This is a genomic window from Marvinbryantia formatexigens DSM 14469, assembly GCF_025148285.1.
Lineage (GTDB): Bacteria > Bacillota > Clostridia > Lachnospirales > Lachnospiraceae > Marvinbryantia > Marvinbryantia formatexigens.
This window is the reverse complement of the sequence record NZ_CP102268.1, coordinates 1,097,288-1,112,905: the sequence shown is the minus strand read 5'-3', so window position 1 is coordinate 1,112,905 and position 15,618 is coordinate 1,097,288. Positions and strand designations below refer to the sequence as shown.

The 15,618-nt window shown below is 47.7% G+C and carries 15 protein-coding genes; 8 read left to right on the top strand and 7 right to left on the bottom strand.

All coding sequences use genetic code 11. The annotated features are described in order from the left end of the window. Window positions 1-2: 2 nt before the first annotated feature. From NQ534_RS05480 to NQ534_RS05470, 3 genes are all read right to left on the bottom strand, one after another. On the bottom strand, window positions 3-575 hold the full coding sequence (locus NQ534_RS05480) for an RNA polymerase sigma factor (RefSeq protein WP_074679856.1): 573 nt from the start codon (window positions 573-575) through the stop codon (window positions 3-5). Between the two features lie 118 nt (window positions 576-693). Then, complete coding sequence (locus tag NQ534_RS05475; RefSeq protein ID WP_006862815.1) at window positions 694-972, bottom strand: DUF4160 domain-containing protein; 279 nt, start codon at window positions 970-972, stop codon at window positions 694-696. Continuing rightward, on the bottom strand, window positions 956-1,222 hold the full coding sequence (locus NQ534_RS05470) for a hypothetical protein (protein WP_006862816.1): 267 nt from the start codon (window positions 1,220-1,222) through the stop codon (window positions 956-958). Before NQ534_RS05470 ends, NQ534_RS05475 begins: the two co-directional genes overlap by 17 nt. A 411-nt stretch (window positions 1,223-1,633) precedes the next feature. On the opposite strand from NQ534_RS05470, the gene NQ534_RS05465 reads away from it, so the two are divergent. The 6 genes from NQ534_RS05465 (at window position 1,634) to NQ534_RS05440 (ending at window position 7,329) form a co-directional block, all read left to right on the top strand. Beyond that, entirely contained in the window at window positions 1,634-2,515 is an 882-nt protein-coding gene (locus tag NQ534_RS05465; RefSeq protein ID WP_040784036.1) for an MBL fold metallo-hydrolase, read from the top strand. A gap of 72 nt (window positions 2,516-2,587) precedes the next feature. Further along, window positions 2,588-3,550: an RluA family pseudouridine synthase gene (locus tag NQ534_RS05460; protein WP_242655382.1), complete on the top strand. Its 963-nt coding sequence runs from the start codon at window positions 2,588-2,590 to the stop codon at window positions 3,548-3,550. A 106-nt stretch (window positions 3,551-3,656) separates the two neighbouring features. After that, window positions 3,657-4,043 (top strand): nuclear transport factor 2-like protein, encoded by a 387-nt coding sequence (locus NQ534_RS05455; RefSeq protein ID WP_006862821.1) that lies wholly within the window; start codon window positions 3,657-3,659, stop codon window positions 4,041-4,043. 126 nt (window positions 4,044-4,169) lie between these two features. Continuing rightward, window positions 4,170-5,198: a LacI family DNA-binding transcriptional regulator gene (locus NQ534_RS05450; RefSeq protein ID WP_040783981.1), complete on the top strand. Its 1,029-nt coding sequence runs from the start codon at window positions 4,170-4,172 to the stop codon at window positions 5,196-5,198. Window positions 5,199-5,347: 149 nt separating this feature from the next. Beyond that, window positions 5,348-5,581, top strand: a complete 234-nt coding sequence (locus NQ534_RS21705) for a methyltransferase family protein (protein WP_006862823.1) — start codon at window positions 5,348-5,350, stop codon at window positions 5,579-5,581. A gap of 302 nt (window positions 5,582-5,883) precedes the next feature. After that, entirely contained in the window at window positions 5,884-7,329 is a 1,446-nt protein-coding gene (locus tag NQ534_RS05440; protein WP_040784042.1) for an MATE family efflux transporter, read from the top strand. A gap of 202 nt (window positions 7,330-7,531) precedes the next feature. Here NQ534_RS05440 and NQ534_RS05435 read toward each other — a convergent pair whose 3' ends face one another. From NQ534_RS05435 to NQ534_RS05420, 4 genes are read right to left on the bottom strand one after another with little or no spacing between them, the layout of a single operon-like run. Beyond that, window positions 7,532-8,833, bottom strand: a complete 1,302-nt coding sequence (locus NQ534_RS05435; RefSeq protein WP_006862826.1) for a TRAP transporter large permease — start codon at window positions 8,831-8,833, stop codon at window positions 7,532-7,534. Then, window positions 8,830-9,333: a TRAP transporter small permease gene (locus NQ534_RS05430; protein WP_006862827.1), complete on the bottom strand. Its 504-nt coding sequence runs from the start codon at window positions 9,331-9,333 to the stop codon at window positions 8,830-8,832. Before NQ534_RS05430 ends, NQ534_RS05435 begins: the two co-directional genes overlap by 4 nt. A gap of 18 nt (window positions 9,334-9,351) precedes the next feature. Then, on the bottom strand, window positions 9,352-10,374 hold the full coding sequence (locus tag NQ534_RS05425; RefSeq protein WP_006862828.1) for a TRAP transporter substrate-binding protein: 1,023 nt from the start codon (window positions 10,372-10,374) through the stop codon (window positions 9,352-9,354). Window positions 10,375-10,388: 14 nt separating this feature from the next. Further along, the gene (locus NQ534_RS05420) at window positions 10,389-12,890 is read right to left on the bottom strand and encodes a glycoside hydrolase family 31 protein (protein WP_006862829.1); all 2,502 of its coding nucleotides are present in this window, start codon (window positions 12,888-12,890) and stop codon (window positions 10,389-10,391) included. A gap of 241 nt (window positions 12,891-13,131) precedes the next feature. On the opposite strand from NQ534_RS05420, the gene NQ534_RS05415 reads away from it, so the two are divergent. Together NQ534_RS05415 and NQ534_RS05410 are read left to right on the top strand one after the other, a co-directional pair. Continuing rightward, window positions 13,132-13,962: an AraC family transcriptional regulator gene (locus NQ534_RS05415; protein ID WP_040783983.1), complete on the top strand. Its 831-nt coding sequence runs from the start codon at window positions 13,132-13,134 to the stop codon at window positions 13,960-13,962. Between the two features lie 146 nt (window positions 13,963-14,108). Next, the gene (locus NQ534_RS05410; protein WP_006862832.1) at window positions 14,109-15,434 is read left to right on the top strand and encodes a putative ABC transporter permease; all 1,326 of its coding nucleotides are present in this window, start codon (window positions 14,109-14,111) and stop codon (window positions 15,432-15,434) included. Window positions 15,435-15,618: the final 184 nt, after the last annotated feature.

Genomic DNA, 15,618 nt, shown 5'->3' with positions numbered 1-15,618 from the left:
TTTTATACCTCCCGAATCGCATCTTTTAGTTTTTTGAGCCCTCTGTGATATTTGGATAATACCGTGGTCAGCTTCAGATTCAGTAAGTCGGCGATTTCCCGGTGCTTCAGCCCGCTGAGACTGTGCAGGGAAATAATCTGCCGTTCTTCATCACTGAGAATGTTCAGGGCGGCCTCCAGAACCAGCTTATCGTCCTGGTCGAGCTGATACTGCCCGCACAGCCACTGTTCCATTTCTTCTGCGGAGAGCGCGTGGTGCTTCTTTTTATCCCGAAGCTTCAGAAAAGTAAAATTGCGGGCAATCCGCAAAAGCCATGCCATAGGCTTTCCGTGCGACTGGTAACTGATAGCGGACTGATAGACGGATATGTAGGTTTCCTGCATAATATCCTCTGCATCGTGAGGATTTTTTATAATAGAGAGCACAAAACCATAAACAGAGCTTCTGGTCGCCTCATACAGCCGATAAAAAGCCTGCTCATTCCCCTGCGCAATCTGATAAATCCAGTCATCCATTTCTTCCGGCAGCCGCCTGCCGTTATATCCATGTAAATCATCCGCCGTCCACATTAACATAAGCATATCCTCTTACTTTAATAATGCATGAGAAACGGGTTTTATTGCATTGCTTTCTTAAATTATAAAGAAACTTTTTGGTACAGCAGCTTTTTTTATTTTCTGGTCACTAAGGGTATTAGCAGAAATAGCGTATTTCTCCAAATTGATTAATCCATTTTTCTATAATGGCGGCGCTGTTGGATTCAATAATCCGCATGATTTTCCGTAATATCCGGTCTGGAATATGAGAGCTGTTGTTGCTGAGAAGAGTTTTTCCAGTACTGGTAATCCATATTTTAGTGGCATTTTCAGAAGGAGTGCCTTCCGCAATATGAACATGTATTGGTTCCAGTGGATTATTTTCATTTGACCAGAAATAAATAGTATAGGGTCCAATTCTAAGAATTTGCGGCATTGAGCACTCCTCCCTCCTGGGAAAACTCCAATATCAGATGAGCATTATCACGTATTAATTTCTTAAAATAATTCATCTCGGCTTCTGAGTATCCGTGAAACTCCCAGGAGTAATCCGGGAGCCAGCAGGTGGCATCATGAAAACCGTTAAGTATAGGGGTTTCGATATAGACCTTTACCCGACCATCGGGGTACATTTCTGAATGAGTGATTTCTGTATTATCATTTAGTGTCATGTATGGGTACATCATAATTGTTTCCTCCTTTAAATACGGGAATGATTTTGTTTGATTCTGGTGCTGGTATTTTTTACAAAATGATAGTTAGCTTCTTTAATTATTATAAGGTAACCTTCTTTTTGTGACAAGACCTGTTTTGTGTGGGTGTTGCTGCAGATGCAAATATGGTTACTGCTCACTCTGCGCTCACAGTAACTTTCGCAAATCTACTAAAAAACGTCCACCGGACGTTTTTGGCGTATGCATGGCTATTTAAAATTCGCTTCGTAAATGTGGTTTGCAATTTATTTATAATATCACATTTTACGCATAGCGGAGAGGGCGCAGGTTTGGCATTGAAGTGTGAAATGTTGTATATTATAATGATTTAGGGAGAGTTGGATATGCTCAATATATAGAGATGGAATGGAGGATGAAAATACTATGTACGAATTATGCCGGGGTGGAGAAAATAGCTTTTATATACAGAGTCCTGCAAAAATAGGTCTTGTGAAATTAAATGAAACAGATGTGTGCTTGATTGACAGTGGAAGCGATAAAGAAGCAGGGAGAAAGGTAAGGCAGCTCCTGGATAAGAATAAGTGGAAGTTGACCGCCATTTACAATACGCACTCCAATGCGGACCATATCGGCGGCAACCGGTATTTGCAGGGACAGACGAAATGCCGGATTTTTGCACCTGGTATAGAATGTGATTTTACAAGGTCGCCTGTTCTGGAACCGGCATTTTTGTATGGGGGCTTTCCGCCGAAGGACCTGCGTCACAAGTTTTTGCTGGCGCAGGAAAGCGAAGCAGAATATCTCACGGAAAACAGTCTTCCGGAGGGAATGAGTGCGATTCCCTTACCGGGACATTTCTTTGACATGGTCGGCTACCGGACAAAAGATGATGTGGTTTATCTTGCGGACTGTTTATCGAGCAGAGAAACTCTGGAAAAGTATCAGATTGGTTTCGTATATGATGTTGCGGCATATCTGGATACTTTGCGTATGGTAAAGGAATTAAAGGCGACCATGTTCGTGCCTGCTCACGCAGAAGCGACGGATGATATAGCCGGACTGGCGCAGTACAACATTGACAAGGTGCTGGAAATCGCGGATAAAATCACAGGTATATGCAAAAGTCCGGTCTGCTTTGAAAAGGTGTTGCAGAGGCTGTTTAACGACTATTCCCTCACCATGAATTTTGAGCAATATGTGCTTGTGGGGAGTACAGTGCGTTCTTATCTTGCGTGGCTGAAAGATACGGAGCGGATTGATGTGATTTTTGATGACGGACAGCTTCTCTGGAAAAGCAGAGAATAAAGGGCAATGGTTACTGTGAACAGAGTGAGCGGTAACATATTGTATATCAGGAGGTCTTGCATCGTGAGAAAGATGTCAGAAATAATTACTCCGGCGGATGCAGGAAGCACGGTGGGAGATTTTTTAAAACATCACATGAAATTGTCGGCGGCACAAATCCGCAGTCTTAAATTCCGGGAAAGCGGCATTTGTGTAAACGGAGAACGTGTTCGTGTCACACAAGTATTACGTGAACACGATTTGCTGGAATTGCGGTTTGGTGATGAGCCATGCAGAATGTCTCATCTTATCCCGGAGAAACATCCGCTGCACATTTTGTATGAGGATGAGGATTTGATTTGTGTATGGAAGGAAGCCGGTATGGTGCTTCATCCGGCACACGGGCACTACAGTGATTCGCTGGCAAACTATCTGCAGGGCTATCTTGCAGGAAAAGGCGGACAGGAACAGGTTCGCGGCATCGGAAGGCTGGATAAGGATACAAGCGGCATCGTTGTTTTTGCCAGAAACCGGATAGCAGCGGCAAGACTGTGGCAGCAGCGGCAATCCGGCAGGTTTCAGAAAGAATATGTGGCATTGTGCGAAGGCGTATTTCCGGATGAGGCATATGAACGGGAGCAGACCATTGATGCACCCATACAGAAAGTGACGGGCGAGAAAAATAAAATGTGTATTGTGCAGGAGCGATGCTGCCCGGCAGCGGGCTGCTTTGCTGTCACACATTATCGGGCGATTTCGGAAAAAGAATCATGTTTTCACGAAGCAATGCGGCTTCTTTCCGCAGGAGACCTGCCCGGTCCGGAGCAGGCATCACTTGTGCGGCTGCATCTTGAAACCGGCCGGACACATCAGATACGGGTACATATGGCGTATATCGGGCATCCGCTTGTGGGTGATGCGGTGTATGGACGTGGGATTGCCGGGCAGACCTGCGCAAAGCTTTGCGCATGGAGAGCACGGCTTGTGCAGCCCTTCACAGGGGAAACCATTTTGCTTTGTCCTCCTGCGGTGAAAAAAGTATGCCCTTCTGCCTGAAAAGAAAGCGTGGCTGCCAGCTGGAAAAGAACACAGGGGGAGCATGGAACAGGTGACGCAGGGTGGAGAACGCAGGACAGTTTAAAAAAGAATAGTGAGGGATTTTATGGATATCAGACAATTCTGGAGTGACATTCTGGAACAAAACGAAAAGGCAATAAGAAAATATTTTTGTGAAGATGCATATGTGAACTGGCATTGCACGAATGAACACTTTACGGTGGAAGAATTTATCCAGGCAAACTGCCAGTATCCTGGGGAGTGGGATGGGAGCGTGGAGCGGGTAGAATACGCTGACGGACTGGTTATCACGGTTACACATGTGTATCCGAAAGACAAAACTGCATCCTTTCATGTGACATCGTTTATCCGCATAGAGGATGACAAAATTATATCAATGGATGAATACTGGGCGGATGACGGGGAAGCGCCGCAGTGGCGGCAGGATATGCACATCGGCAGACCGATAATAAATGATGACAATGATAAGTGATGAGAATAATAAATGATGAGAATGATAAGCGATGAGAATAATAAATGACGAGAATGACAAGTGATTACAATAATAAGTGATTACTATAATAAGTGATTACAATAATAAGTGAGGGAAGGAATAATTGTGGAAGAACAGCGTGTGCGCATTGTAGATATTGCGGAAGAGCTTGGGGTCAGTACGGCGACCGTTTCGAATGTAATTCACGGGAAAACCAGAAAAATATCGGCAGAGACAGTGCGCAGGGTGCAGGAGCTTTTAGAGAAAAGACAATATATTCCCGGTATGGCAGAGATTTTGCTGGCACAGAACAATTCGCGGATTATCGGGGTGGTTGTAAATAATCACGAAAAGTATGAGATGCATGTACTGGAAGATTATTTTATCGCGTCATCTCTGAATTATCTTTCGAGGGAAATCGAAAAAGCGGGCTATTTCATGATGGTAAAGGTAACAAAAGATTGTGATGAAATTGTCCGCTATGCTTCTATGTGGAACATGGAGGGACTGGTCGTTATTGGATTCTGTGAGCAGGATTACAGGATGCTGCGGGATAGAATGCATATCCCTTTTGTGGTATATGACGGGTATTTTAAGGAATCTGCACGTATCTGTAATCTGATTGTGGATAACTATGACGGAGGATATCAGATGGGCAGATACTTCCGGGAACTTGGTCATCAGAGAGGAATATGCATTTCAGATAATGATATATGTATGGATTTTGAGCGCTGGTGCGGTTTTCGGGATGCTATGAAAGAGACGGGAGGAACTGCTGACTTTCTGCAGATACCGATGAAAAAACGGGAGCGTCTCGCATTCTATCAGAAACATATTGATATGATAAAAAGCTATACAGCGGTTTTTGCAGTGTCGGATTATTATGCGGTTGATTTAATGCGTTTTTTGCAGCAGAATGGCGTGCAGGTGCCGCTGGATATATCTGTTGCGGGCTTTGATGATGGACCATATTGTGAGTCTGCTTCGCCGGCATTGACTACCATCCGGCAGGATGGGGCAAAAAGAGCTGCACTTGCAATTTCCGAACTGAAAAAACTCCGGGAGGAGCAGGAAGAGGGCAGGTTTCTTAAACTTCCTGTGACATTAATAAGACGACAAAGTACATCCGAATACCGCGGGAGGGCAGTGAAATAAGCTGCCGCAAAGCAGTGAACCAGGTAATGTTGACAAAGCGGCAGGCAGATGCGTATTGCGGAAAAGGATAAAGGGAAGGCGCGGATATCACCGGCAGACGGGGCGGACCAGACCAGGATAAACAGAGCAGGTGGTCTTCTCCCGACAGTATGGGCTTAAATACAAATGGTATTTACAAATTTTCACGCAATCCCATGTATGTAGCGTACTTTATCTGTTTTATAGGTATGGCTTTATTGACACAATCACTCATATTGTTATGCATCGTTGTAATATTTCAGATTTCGGCTCACTGGATTATTCTTTCAGAGGAAAAATGGTGTATGGAAAAATTCGGAGAAAGCTATAAACAGTATATGAAAAGGGTAAGGCGATACATTTAGTAAAGATACATGTGTGCTTATGTTTTGTGTGCATAATTTACAAATTTTTCTTATATTTTTTGTGATGGGTTACGCGTTTAACCTCTTGTGTATTTCTTCGGGGTGAAATATGATGATGCATGGATGTCCCGGAAGGTTTGTGGGAAGCTTTGAGATGGCGCAGGAAATCTGGAATATTTGTGAGCAGCGGTCGGGTAGCAGAAAATCCTGATTGTCTGTGAACAGCTTTCGGATGGCGGGAGAAAGCTGGCGTATTTGTGAGCAGCCTGTAGATGGGAAAAAACGGAAGAGGGAGAAATCACATGGAACAGAAAGAAACTTTTTATAAAACAGTGTGGAAAATTGCACTGCCGGTGACGCTGCAGTTTTTACTGCAGTCATCATTCAGCGTCGTCGACCAGATAATGACGGGACAGCTTGGAAGCGTCAGTGTAGCCGGAATTGGGCTTGCAGGAAAATTTGCATCTATTTTTTCCGTTCTGGTTTCTGCGATTGCAGCGGCTGCCGGAATTATGCTTGCACAATATATCGGACAGAAGGATGAGCAGAAAGCGGACAGGAGCTTTCTGGTGAATCTGGGAATGGCGGCGATACTGGCATTGTTTTTTACGATTGTCTGTACTGCAGCTCCGCGACAGGTCATGGAGATTTATACAAAAGACACATTAACGTGTGACACGGCGGCGGGGTATCTGCAGATTTATGCGGTTTCCTTTCTGCCGATGGCATTAACCACGCTGCTTTCGGCGTTTCTCCGCTGTGCGGAAGCGGCGGCACTTCCGCTGGCGGCTGGAATTGCTGCAGCGGCAGTGAATACGTTACTTAACTATGTGTTGATTTTTGGAAAATGCGGGTTTCCGGCGATGGGAATTACTGGTGCAGCGATAGCAACAGTGACCGCGCAGGTAGCTGGCTGTGTGCTGACGCTGGGTATGTTTCTGTATCATCGCCGTACCCAAAGAAGGTACTGGCAGGCAGATGGCAGCAGGGAAAAGGAAGTCCGGATGCAGGCAGATGGCAGTAGAGTAAAAGAAGCCCGGTCCTGTACAGTTCCCCGCACGAAAAGGGGAGCACGTTTTTCGTCTGCTTTTCATATGGAAAAGGAGGAGCGTCTGCAGTATCTGGGGATATTGCTTCCGATTCTTATATGTGAGTTTTTCTGGAGCCTGGGGGAAAATGTTTATGCGGCGATTTACGGGCATATCGGAACACAGGCCTGCGCGGCGATGACGCTGACATCACCGGTGCAGGTATTGATGATTGGCGCGATGAACGGATTTGCGCAGGCGGCAGGAATCATGGTGGGAAAATCGCTTGGCAGAAATGATTATGAGCGTGCTTACCGGGAAGCCGTAAAGCTGATGCTGTGCGGGCTTTGCGGCTCTGTCATATTATCTGTGATATTGGTGCTGGTCCGGGACAGTTACGTGCAGATTTATCGTGTGGAAGAGAGTGTCCGACATATCACAAAAGATATTCTGCTTGCCTTTGCCGTTATTTCCCCGGTCAAGGTTCAGAATATGATTCTGGGCGGTGGAATTCTGCGCAGTGGAGGCAGAACAAAATATGTGATGTATATTGATTTTATCGGAACCTGGCTTTTCGGAGTTCCACTGGGATTGCTTTCGGCGTTTCTTTTTCACCTGCCGATAGCGTGGGTGTATTTTATATTGTCACTGGAAGAATGTGTGAGATTTGCAATTTCCGTGTTCCTTTTCCGGAAAAAAGGCTGGATGCGGAGCTTATAAAGCAAAGCATAACGCTTCTGTGCAGGAACCTGCAGACATCAGACGAAAAAGCAGATTAATTTATATCATATGCGATATGTAAATGGCGCTTCCTCAAAAGCATGGAAGCGCCATTCGTAATGTAATATCAAATAGATACAGAGCGCAGCAAGATTCAGATGCGGGAGCGCCTGGCACAATCCCCTGAAGGATTGGCTGCTTGCTAAATCAGTCCCATAAGCTGCGGAATACCAAGTGACAGCGCCGGAATGTAGGTGACTGCAAGGAGCAGCAGGAACAGCACGGTGAAGTACGGGAGCAGCGTTTTTGTAACCTGTTCAATACTGATTTTACTGATACCGCAGCCGACAAAGAGTACGGAGCCGACCGGCGGGGTGATGTTGCCGAGACACATATTGAAAATGAGCATTACGCCGAACTGGATATCGGACATACCAAGGCTCTGTGCAATCGGCAGGAAAATCGGCGTGAAAATCAGAATAGCCGGTGTGATGTCCATGAACATACCAACAACCATCAGAATCACGTTCATCAGCAGAAAGATGACGATTTTGTTGGTGGAGATGGACATAATACCTTCACTGATTGCCGCCGGGATTCCGGAGTATGCCATAACGAAGGACATCGCGGAGGAGGCGGAAATCAGAAACAGGATGATGCCGCTGGTGCATGCGCTGTTTACCAGAATCTTCATAAAGGATTTCATGGTAATGCTCTTATAGCAGATGGAAAGAATCAGGCAGTACAGCACGCAGATGCCGGCGCCTTCTGTTGCCGTGAAAATACCGCTCACGATACCGCCGATAACAATTACGATTAAAAGCAGGCTCGGCAGTGCTTCCAGAGTAACCTTCAGCGCTTCCTGCGCGGAAACCTTTCCGGTGGTCGGGTATTTGCGTTTCTTTGCGTAGATAAATGCCACAATCATAGAGCCGACGCCCATTAAAATACCGGGAACATAGCCCGCCATAAACAGTGTAGAAATGGATACGCCGCCCGCAACGGTGGAGTATACAATAAACGCACTGGTCGGCGGAATCAGAAGACCGGTCGGAGCGGAAGCGATATTTACCGCTGTGGCAAATGCCGGGTCGTAACCCTCATCCTTCTGAATCGGGTAGATACAGCCGCCCATTGCGGAAGCTGCCGCAACGGAAGAGCCGGACAGCGCGCCGAACAGCATGTTGCCGACGATGTTTGCCTGCGCCAGGGAACCCGGAATGCGCCCTACAAACAATTTTGCAAAGTTTACGAGACGGCGCGCGATACCGCCGTTATTCATAATGTTGCCTGCAAGGATGAACAGAGGAATGGCGAGCAGAGAAAAGCTCTCTACGCCGCTGTTCATTTTCTGCATCGTGATAAAGGTAATCTGATCCCAGGAAAGGGACGACATCGCTGTTACAATAGAAGCAATAACAATGCTGACGGAAATCGGGCAGCTTAAAAACAGCAGCAGACCGAACACTGCAAACAGGATAACGGTTGTGAGTACAATATTCATTCCTCATTTCCTCCTTCGATAGAAATACCGGTCACATCCTCGTAGATGTTGATAATCTGTGCGATGATGATAAAAATACCGGATATGGGCGCCATCGCATAAACGAGGCTGCGCGGGATGCCAAGCAGTGCGGAGTATACCTTCTGCGCACTCATTGCCAGCTTGAAGCCGCCGACTGTGATAACAAAAACAGCAAATACAAGGATCAGAGCGTCGATGGCGATCATCAGAATCCGCTTTGCGGACGGATTCAGTTTGTCACGCACCAGGACAAGGCACATATGCTGTCTGGTGAGAAAGGCGTATGCGGCGCCGATAAATCCGGTCCAGATTAATGAGTAACGTACCAGCTCTTCTGTGAAGGCGGCAGGGTTGTTTAAGACGTAGCGCGTGAATACCTGATACAATACCAGCAGCGTCATGATGGACAGCAGAATAGTTGCCATACCGGACAGAAGCTTTGCAAGAGCCTTTTTCACGGTTGTTAATATTTCTCTCATGTTAATCTCCCTCTCATTTTACTTTATGGAATTGATGATATCGAGCAGGTTCTGTACACCTGGATACTGTGCACAATATTCATCAATCATACCGCTGGTTGCTTCGCGGAATGCTTCCTTATCTACATCGTTTACAAATTCCACGCCCATCGTGGTGGAAGCCTCCTCGATGGCTTCTTCGATTGCCGCATCCCAGGCAATCTTGTGGCTTTCCGTAGATGCATGGGCAGCCTCCAGAATAATCTGCTGGTCCTCCGGGCTGATGGTTTCCCACACCTTTGCGCTCATGACCATAACGTCCGGAATCATTGCATGCTGGTCTGTGGAATAGACCTTGCAGATTTCGCCGTGTTTTCCAGTGGTCAGTGCGGTTTCATTGTTTTCCGTACCATCAATGATACCGGTCTGCAGGGAAGTGTATACATCGCCGTAGGACATGGCAACCGGAATTCCGCCGAGAGCTTCCAGCATATCCGTCTGGGATTTCATATCCTGCACACGGATTTTCAGACCTTTCAAATCTGCCGGTGTGCGGATAGCGCGGTCTTTCGTATAGAAGGAACGGGCGCCGGACGTATAGTAGGTCAGCGTTACAAAGCCGTCATCCGCGGAGGAAAGGAAGAAATCCTGCATTTCGTCGGAATCCATAATATGGTAGAAATCCTCAGTGTCATCAAAAATATAGGGAAGTCCGAAGGTATGGTAAGCCTCGTTGTAGGTGGCAAGTCCCGGTGCGGATACCTTGGTCATGGAGATAACGCCTGCCATGAGCTGTTCCATATTTTCATTTTCCGAGCCGAGCTGTCCGTTCGGGAAAATCTGGACTTTGATTCTGCCGTCTGTTTTTTCTTCTACCTCTTCGGCAAATTCCACCATTGCGATATGCACGGTATGCGTTTCGCTGAGCCCGTGCGCCAGCGTGAGCACCAGCGGATTTTCTGCTGTTGCGCTGGCACTGTCGCTGGCACCGTTTGCGGCGCATCCTGTCAGTGCGGCGGCAGTAAGAGCAAATGCCGCGGTAATTGCTGCTAATTTTTTCATAGTGTTCCTCCTGTTTACATTCCAATTAAATCAAACTGCTCAAAGGATACAAGTACCTGGTAGTCCTTCTTCGGATTCGGATATTTGATCTGAACCGATTTCAGACGCTGACTGTAATACCAGCCGCACGCCGCTTCCTCGAATTTGCGTCTGTGCAGGAAGTGCGGAATCATTTCGCCGTCCACGGTTACCCAGTACGGGGCTTTCTCGCGGTGAATCATGTCGATTTCCATAGTCTCAACGGCTGTTTCATAGCTGCCTTCCTGTTTGAAATCAAGATAAGTGCGCTCGCCGGTCGTCATGGTAATGACAGTTTTCAGATATTTTCCTGTCTCATAGTCCATAGAAACGCCGTCGTCCTCATATAACTGGAAGAAATTGTCTTTGTCTGCCGCGCACAGAAGCCGGATGCCGGTCGCCTGCTGTGTGGCGAGATTGTTCATCTGATTGGTTGCAATCGGAATCAGCGCGCCGCTTCTTACATACAGCGGGATGCTGCTGATAGTTACCGGAATTTCAATGGTCTGTCCGCCTGCGTAAGCTTCTCTTGTATAGAAATCGTAGAAGGTGTCACCCTCAGGCAGATAGATGCTGCGCGTCTTTGCACCCTTTTCCACAACATTTGCCACCAGCAGGGAGTCACCGAACATAAAGTCGACGCCCTCATCGTAGCATTTCGGGTCATTCTGGAAGGCGCTGCACATTGCCTCCATAATCGGAAGACCGGTCTCGTGCGCGCGCTCTGTCAGAGAGTACAGATACGGACTCAACTGATAGCGGAATTCGATGGCGCGGCGGATATCATCCTTCAGGTCGCTGTACATCCACGGTTCCGTTACGGTGTTGTCTGTGTTGGTGGAGTGGATGGAAAAACGCGGCTGGAAGATTCCGCTCTGAATCCAGCGGATAAACAGCTCACCCTCCGGCGCCGGACCGAAGAATCCGCCGATATCGCAGCCCTGGCTTGCCACGCCGCTTAAGCCCATGCCGAGGATGGTGGCAATATTGTATTTCAGCGCGTCCCAGCAGGTCAGATTGTCGCCTGCCCAGGTCTGTGCGTAACGCTGTATACCGCAGTGACCGGAACGGCATACAATATACGGACGGGTATTTTCGAAGGTTTCATGGATGGCTTCGTCCGTGATATGACACATAATGTTTGACATGACGGATTTCAGCTGTCCGATGGTGCCGCCCTTGCCTTCGAAATCGCAGCGGCAGTCTTTATCGACCATGCTGTCGTACTCGCAGTTGTCATTCCATACGGAGCAGGTGCCGTAATCCAGGACGTTTTCCTTCAGCAGCTTTTTCCAGTGCTCGCGGGTGGAGGCTTTGGTGTAGTCCACAAATACGCCCTTTCCGCCCCACCAGGTTCCCACGCCCGGTTCGTCGCTGTCGCTGGCTTTTACAAACATATCTTTTTCTTTCATTTCCTCCAGCATCGGGTGAAGCAGCAGGATACCCGGTTTTACGTTCGGGGTAACCGTGATGCCGCGCTCCTTCATCTGACGGAAGAATTCTTTCGGGTCCTTAAAGCGCTTTTTGTTCCAGGTGAAGACGCAGCGTTTTACGCCGACGTTCGTTTCCACGGTGCAGTAGCCGGAGGAAAGCTGGAAGCCGTCTACCGGAATCTGCTCTTCTCTGGTGGTGTCGATAAATTCTACGATGGCGTCGTCGCAGTCTGCCTCCAGCTCCGGATAGTACATGGAAGAACCGAGGTATCCAAGCGCATAGCGCGGAAGCAGAGCGGATTTTCCGGTTAAGTCTGTGTAGCGCTCCACCACCTCGCGCACGGACGGACCGGCAATCAGAAACAGGTCAACGTCGCCGCCGTCCGCACGGTAGCGGCTGTGCATTTTCCAGTAGTTGCTTTTTTCTCTTCCCATGTCAAAGTCACATTCGTAAGTGTTGTGATAGAAGTAGCCCACCGCTTTTTTCGTACTTCTGTTCAGCTTAATGTAGAACGGAATGTGCTTGTACAGCGAATCCGTCTCCTTCGGGTTATAACCCATTGCATCCTTCGGGCTCATGTTCATGAATTTCTGAGCCTTATTAAATTCTCCGCTCTTTTCGCCAAAGCCGTAAAAGCAGTCATCCGGCGAAATCTCGCTGGTATGGATGCGGCGATGGTTGCTGTCCTCCTGGTAGGCAAGGTCCGGGATGTCGGCGTGCAGGCAGGTACCCTCCGCATCGTACACGCAGATGCGCAGCGGGTCTTTTTCTACCACCACCTTCAGCAGTTTACCCTGGATTACAGCGGCGTCACTGCCGTCTGTAAGCTCTGCCTGGGCGGTTTCGATCCGTCGGCGGTAATTTTTCAGGAAGCCGTCCATGCGGTCTTCCCATGCGGTAAGAACCAGACTGTAGGATTCCTCCGCGAAGTCCCCGTCGAATCCGGCGCGGATGCGCACAATGGAATCGGTCAGAAACCACAGTCTCAGCTCGGCGCCGTCTGTAAGAATGGAAAAATAGTTTTCCTGCTGTGTTACAGACGAGGCTCTGGTACAGATTTTCATCACTCATTTCCTCCTTCTTTGTTTGTGTGATATTGGGAAAAAGCCTTTCTTTTTATGATGCCCCGGTTTTTCTTTTTCCCTCCGGCATCTTTGTATAAATATCATATAAAAACAGGAAGGGCAAAACCAGACGAAAATTGCAGTTATATGGCGCAAATTAAACATATCTTGCTCTCTGCGGGAAATAATGATAGAATAGTTACAGATGAATGGAATGCTGGAAATATTGGGAGGAAAAGGAATGATTGACCAGGCGGGAATCCGGATGGCGCAGGGAGAGAGCATTGCCGGGGAGCGAATCGCGGGTGTAAATGATAATATGATGAAATCGCATTATCATAATTATTATGAGATATATTACCTGGAGGACGGGGAAAGGTATCATATGATGCAGGATGATATGTATGATATGAAACCCGGAGAGCTGATTTTGTTTTCTCCGTATATCATGCATCGTTCCTACGGAGAGAATGATATGCCGTTTAAGCGTATTGTGCTGTATTTTGAGAGCAGCGAGGTGGCGTCAAAGGAGCTTCTGGATGCGCTGGATGAAAATAACGGTATGTACAGACCGGACGCGGCGACGCGCCAGAAGCTGCATCGTATGCTGGAGGAGCTGATACGCCAGTATGAGAATCCGTCGGATTTTTACAAGAGCTACCGGCGCACGCTGCTGAATATGTTTCTGTTTACGATGCTGATGCATACGCGCAGGCGGGAACCGGAGCAGATGGAGGAAACCGGACGGACGACACAGATTGTCAGCTACATTCACAGCCATTACCAGGAGGACATTACCCTGGAGCAGCTTGCACAGAAATTTTATGTCAGTCAGTTTTATCTCTGCAGGGAATTTAAGCGTTATACAAACAGTACGGTTGTACAATATGTAAACGTCACACGGGTGATGAATGCGCAGCGCAAGCTGATGGAAACGGATAAAACGATAACAGAAATCAGCAGGGAGACAGGCTTTTCCAACCTTACCCATTTTAACCGGGTGTTTAAATCGGTCACGGGAACGACGCCGTCCGGGTACCGCAAGCACCACCAGAATATGCAGTGTCTGTAGCGGACATCGCCGGAACATGCGGTGCCGGCAATAAATATGACCACCGGGATTCAGTAAAATATAAGAAATCTTTTGTAGACGTGAAACATATACTATGTTAAACTGTTCACGATATCATTATGTGAACAAAGGATGAAAGACAGTTTATGACAAGATTACTATTTCTGTTTTTTACGTATGCATTTTTGGGATGGGTGTTTGAAACCGTACTGGTAACGCTGAAGCAGAAAAAGGTGGTAAACCGGGGCTTTCTGAACGGACCGCTCTGCATGATTTACGGTATCACTGCTGTTATTCTGACTGTGGGTCTTACCTCACTGAAAAATAATATATTTTTCCTGTTTGTGGGGAGCTGCATTTATGCGACTGTGACGGAATTGCTGGCGGGTAAATTTCTGGAAAAATATTATCATGGGCGCTGGTGGGATTACAGCAAAAAGAAATTTAATTTTGACGGATATGTCTGCCTGGACCATTCGCTGTTCTGGGGCGTTCTCGGCGTGATTGTCGTAAAGTGGCTGAATCCGGTTCTGAACAGGTTCTATAATGCGAATGTGCCGATTCTGATGCATACTGTGATATGGATACTGGTCGGTGTGCTGATTCTTGATATTCTCGGAACAACTGCGGTGCTTCTGAAGGCAAATGACCGGGAACGTTATGCCGCGTCGAACCGGCGTCTTGCCAGATTTACCGCCGGACTGCGCGAAAAGATTGCCGATCTGGTCGAGCGGCGTATCCTGCGCGCTTATCCGCTTTCGCCGGAGCCGCAGGGCAAAAAGGAGAAAAGCAGGGTATTTGCGGAAGGATGCGGGTTTTATAAGCTGTTCTGGTTGTTTATGGTCGGAGGTCTGATTGGCGACCTGGTGGAGACGGTTTTCTGCAGGATTACGATCGGCAGATGGATGAGCCGCAGTAGTGTGGTCTGGGGACCGTTCAGTATTGTCTGGGGGCTGGGGTTTGCGCTTTTTACTGCCATCCTGTACCAGCACCGCAAGAAGTCAGACAGTTTTCTGTTCATCGCCGGGACTGTGCTGGGAGGCGCGTTTGAGTATCTCTGCAGCGTTTTCACGGAAATGGTTTTCGGGACGATTTTCTGGGATTACAGTCATGTGCCGTTTAATCTGGCAGGCCGCATAAATCTTTTGTATTGTTTCTTCTGGGGAATCGCCGCGGTCATCTGGTTTAAGTTTATCTATGAAAAGATTTCCGGACTGATTGAAAAGATACCGCTCCGGGTGGGAAAAGTTCTCACATGGATTCTGGTTGTATTTATGATATGTAACATAGCGGTTTCGTCGCTGGCGCTTGGACGTTACCAGGAGAGACGCGCGGGCATTCCTGCGGAAGCGCCGTGGCAGCAGATTATGGATGAGAAGTATGACGATGAAGTGATGCGCCGTATTTATCCGAAGGCAAAGGATCTGGACATGCGCGGAAAACCTGCGGAAGAGGCTGCCGGGCAGAATTAAGTAATGGTGGAAATTACCGGGCAGACTGCCGGTATTCATCCATACATAGAATGCGGGGAAAAGCAACATGTTGTCTGTGTGATGCAGGCATGGCGTATGTCCTGGCGGAATATTCTGCCGTGTGTGTGAGCAACATACTGCCGGTGTGACCCAGGCATGGCGTGTATCCTCGCAGAATGAGATT

Bases quoted from the DNA above. Each gene is read 5' to 3' on its own strand.
- NQ534_RS05460 (WP_242655382.1), top strand. From the start codon at position 2,588: ATGTCAGAAATAATTACTCCGGCGGATGCAGGAAGCACGGTGGGAGAT.
- NQ534_RS05435 (WP_006862826.1), bottom strand. From the start codon at position 8,833: ATGAATATTGTACTCACAACCGTTATCCTGTTTGCAGTGTTCGGTCTG.
- NQ534_RS05420 (WP_006862829.1), bottom strand. From the start codon at position 12,890: ATGAAAATCTGTACCAGAGCCTCGTCTGTAACACAGCAGGAAAACTAT.
- NQ534_RS05475 (WP_006862815.1), bottom strand. From the start codon at position 972: ATGCCGCAAATTCTTAGAATTGGACCCTATACTATTTATTTCTGGTCA.
- NQ534_RS05470 (WP_006862816.1), bottom strand. From the start codon at position 1,222: ATGATGTACCCATACATGACACTAAATGATAATACAGAAATCACTCAT.
- NQ534_RS21705 (WP_006862823.1), top strand. From the start codon at position 5,348: ATGGGCTTAAATACAAATGGTATTTACAAATTTTCACGCAATCCCATG.
- NQ534_RS05455 (WP_006862821.1), top strand. From the start codon at position 3,657: ATGGATATCAGACAATTCTGGAGTGACATTCTGGAACAAAACGAAAAG.
- NQ534_RS05480 (WP_074679856.1), bottom strand. From the start codon at position 575: ATGTTAATGTGGACGGCGGATGATTTACATGGATATAACGGCAGGCGG.
- NQ534_RS05430 (WP_006862827.1), bottom strand. From the start codon at position 9,333: ATGAGAGAAATATTAACAACCGTGAAAAAGGCTCTTGCAAAGCTTCTG.
- NQ534_RS05410 (WP_006862832.1), top strand. From the start codon at position 14,109: ATGACAAGATTACTATTTCTGTTTTTTACGTATGCATTTTTGGGATGG.
- NQ534_RS05415 (WP_040783983.1), top strand. From the start codon at position 13,132: ATGATTGACCAGGCGGGAATCCGGATGGCGCAGGGAGAGAGCATTGCC.
- NQ534_RS05440 (WP_040784042.1), top strand. From the start codon at position 5,884: ATGGAACAGAAAGAAACTTTTTATAAAACAGTGTGGAAAATTGCACTG.
- NQ534_RS05465 (WP_040784036.1), top strand. From the start codon at position 1,634: ATGTACGAATTATGCCGGGGTGGAGAAAATAGCTTTTATATACAGAGT.
- NQ534_RS05425 (WP_006862828.1), bottom strand. From the start codon at position 10,374: ATGAAAAAATTAGCAGCAATTACCGCGGCATTTGCTCTTACTGCCGCC.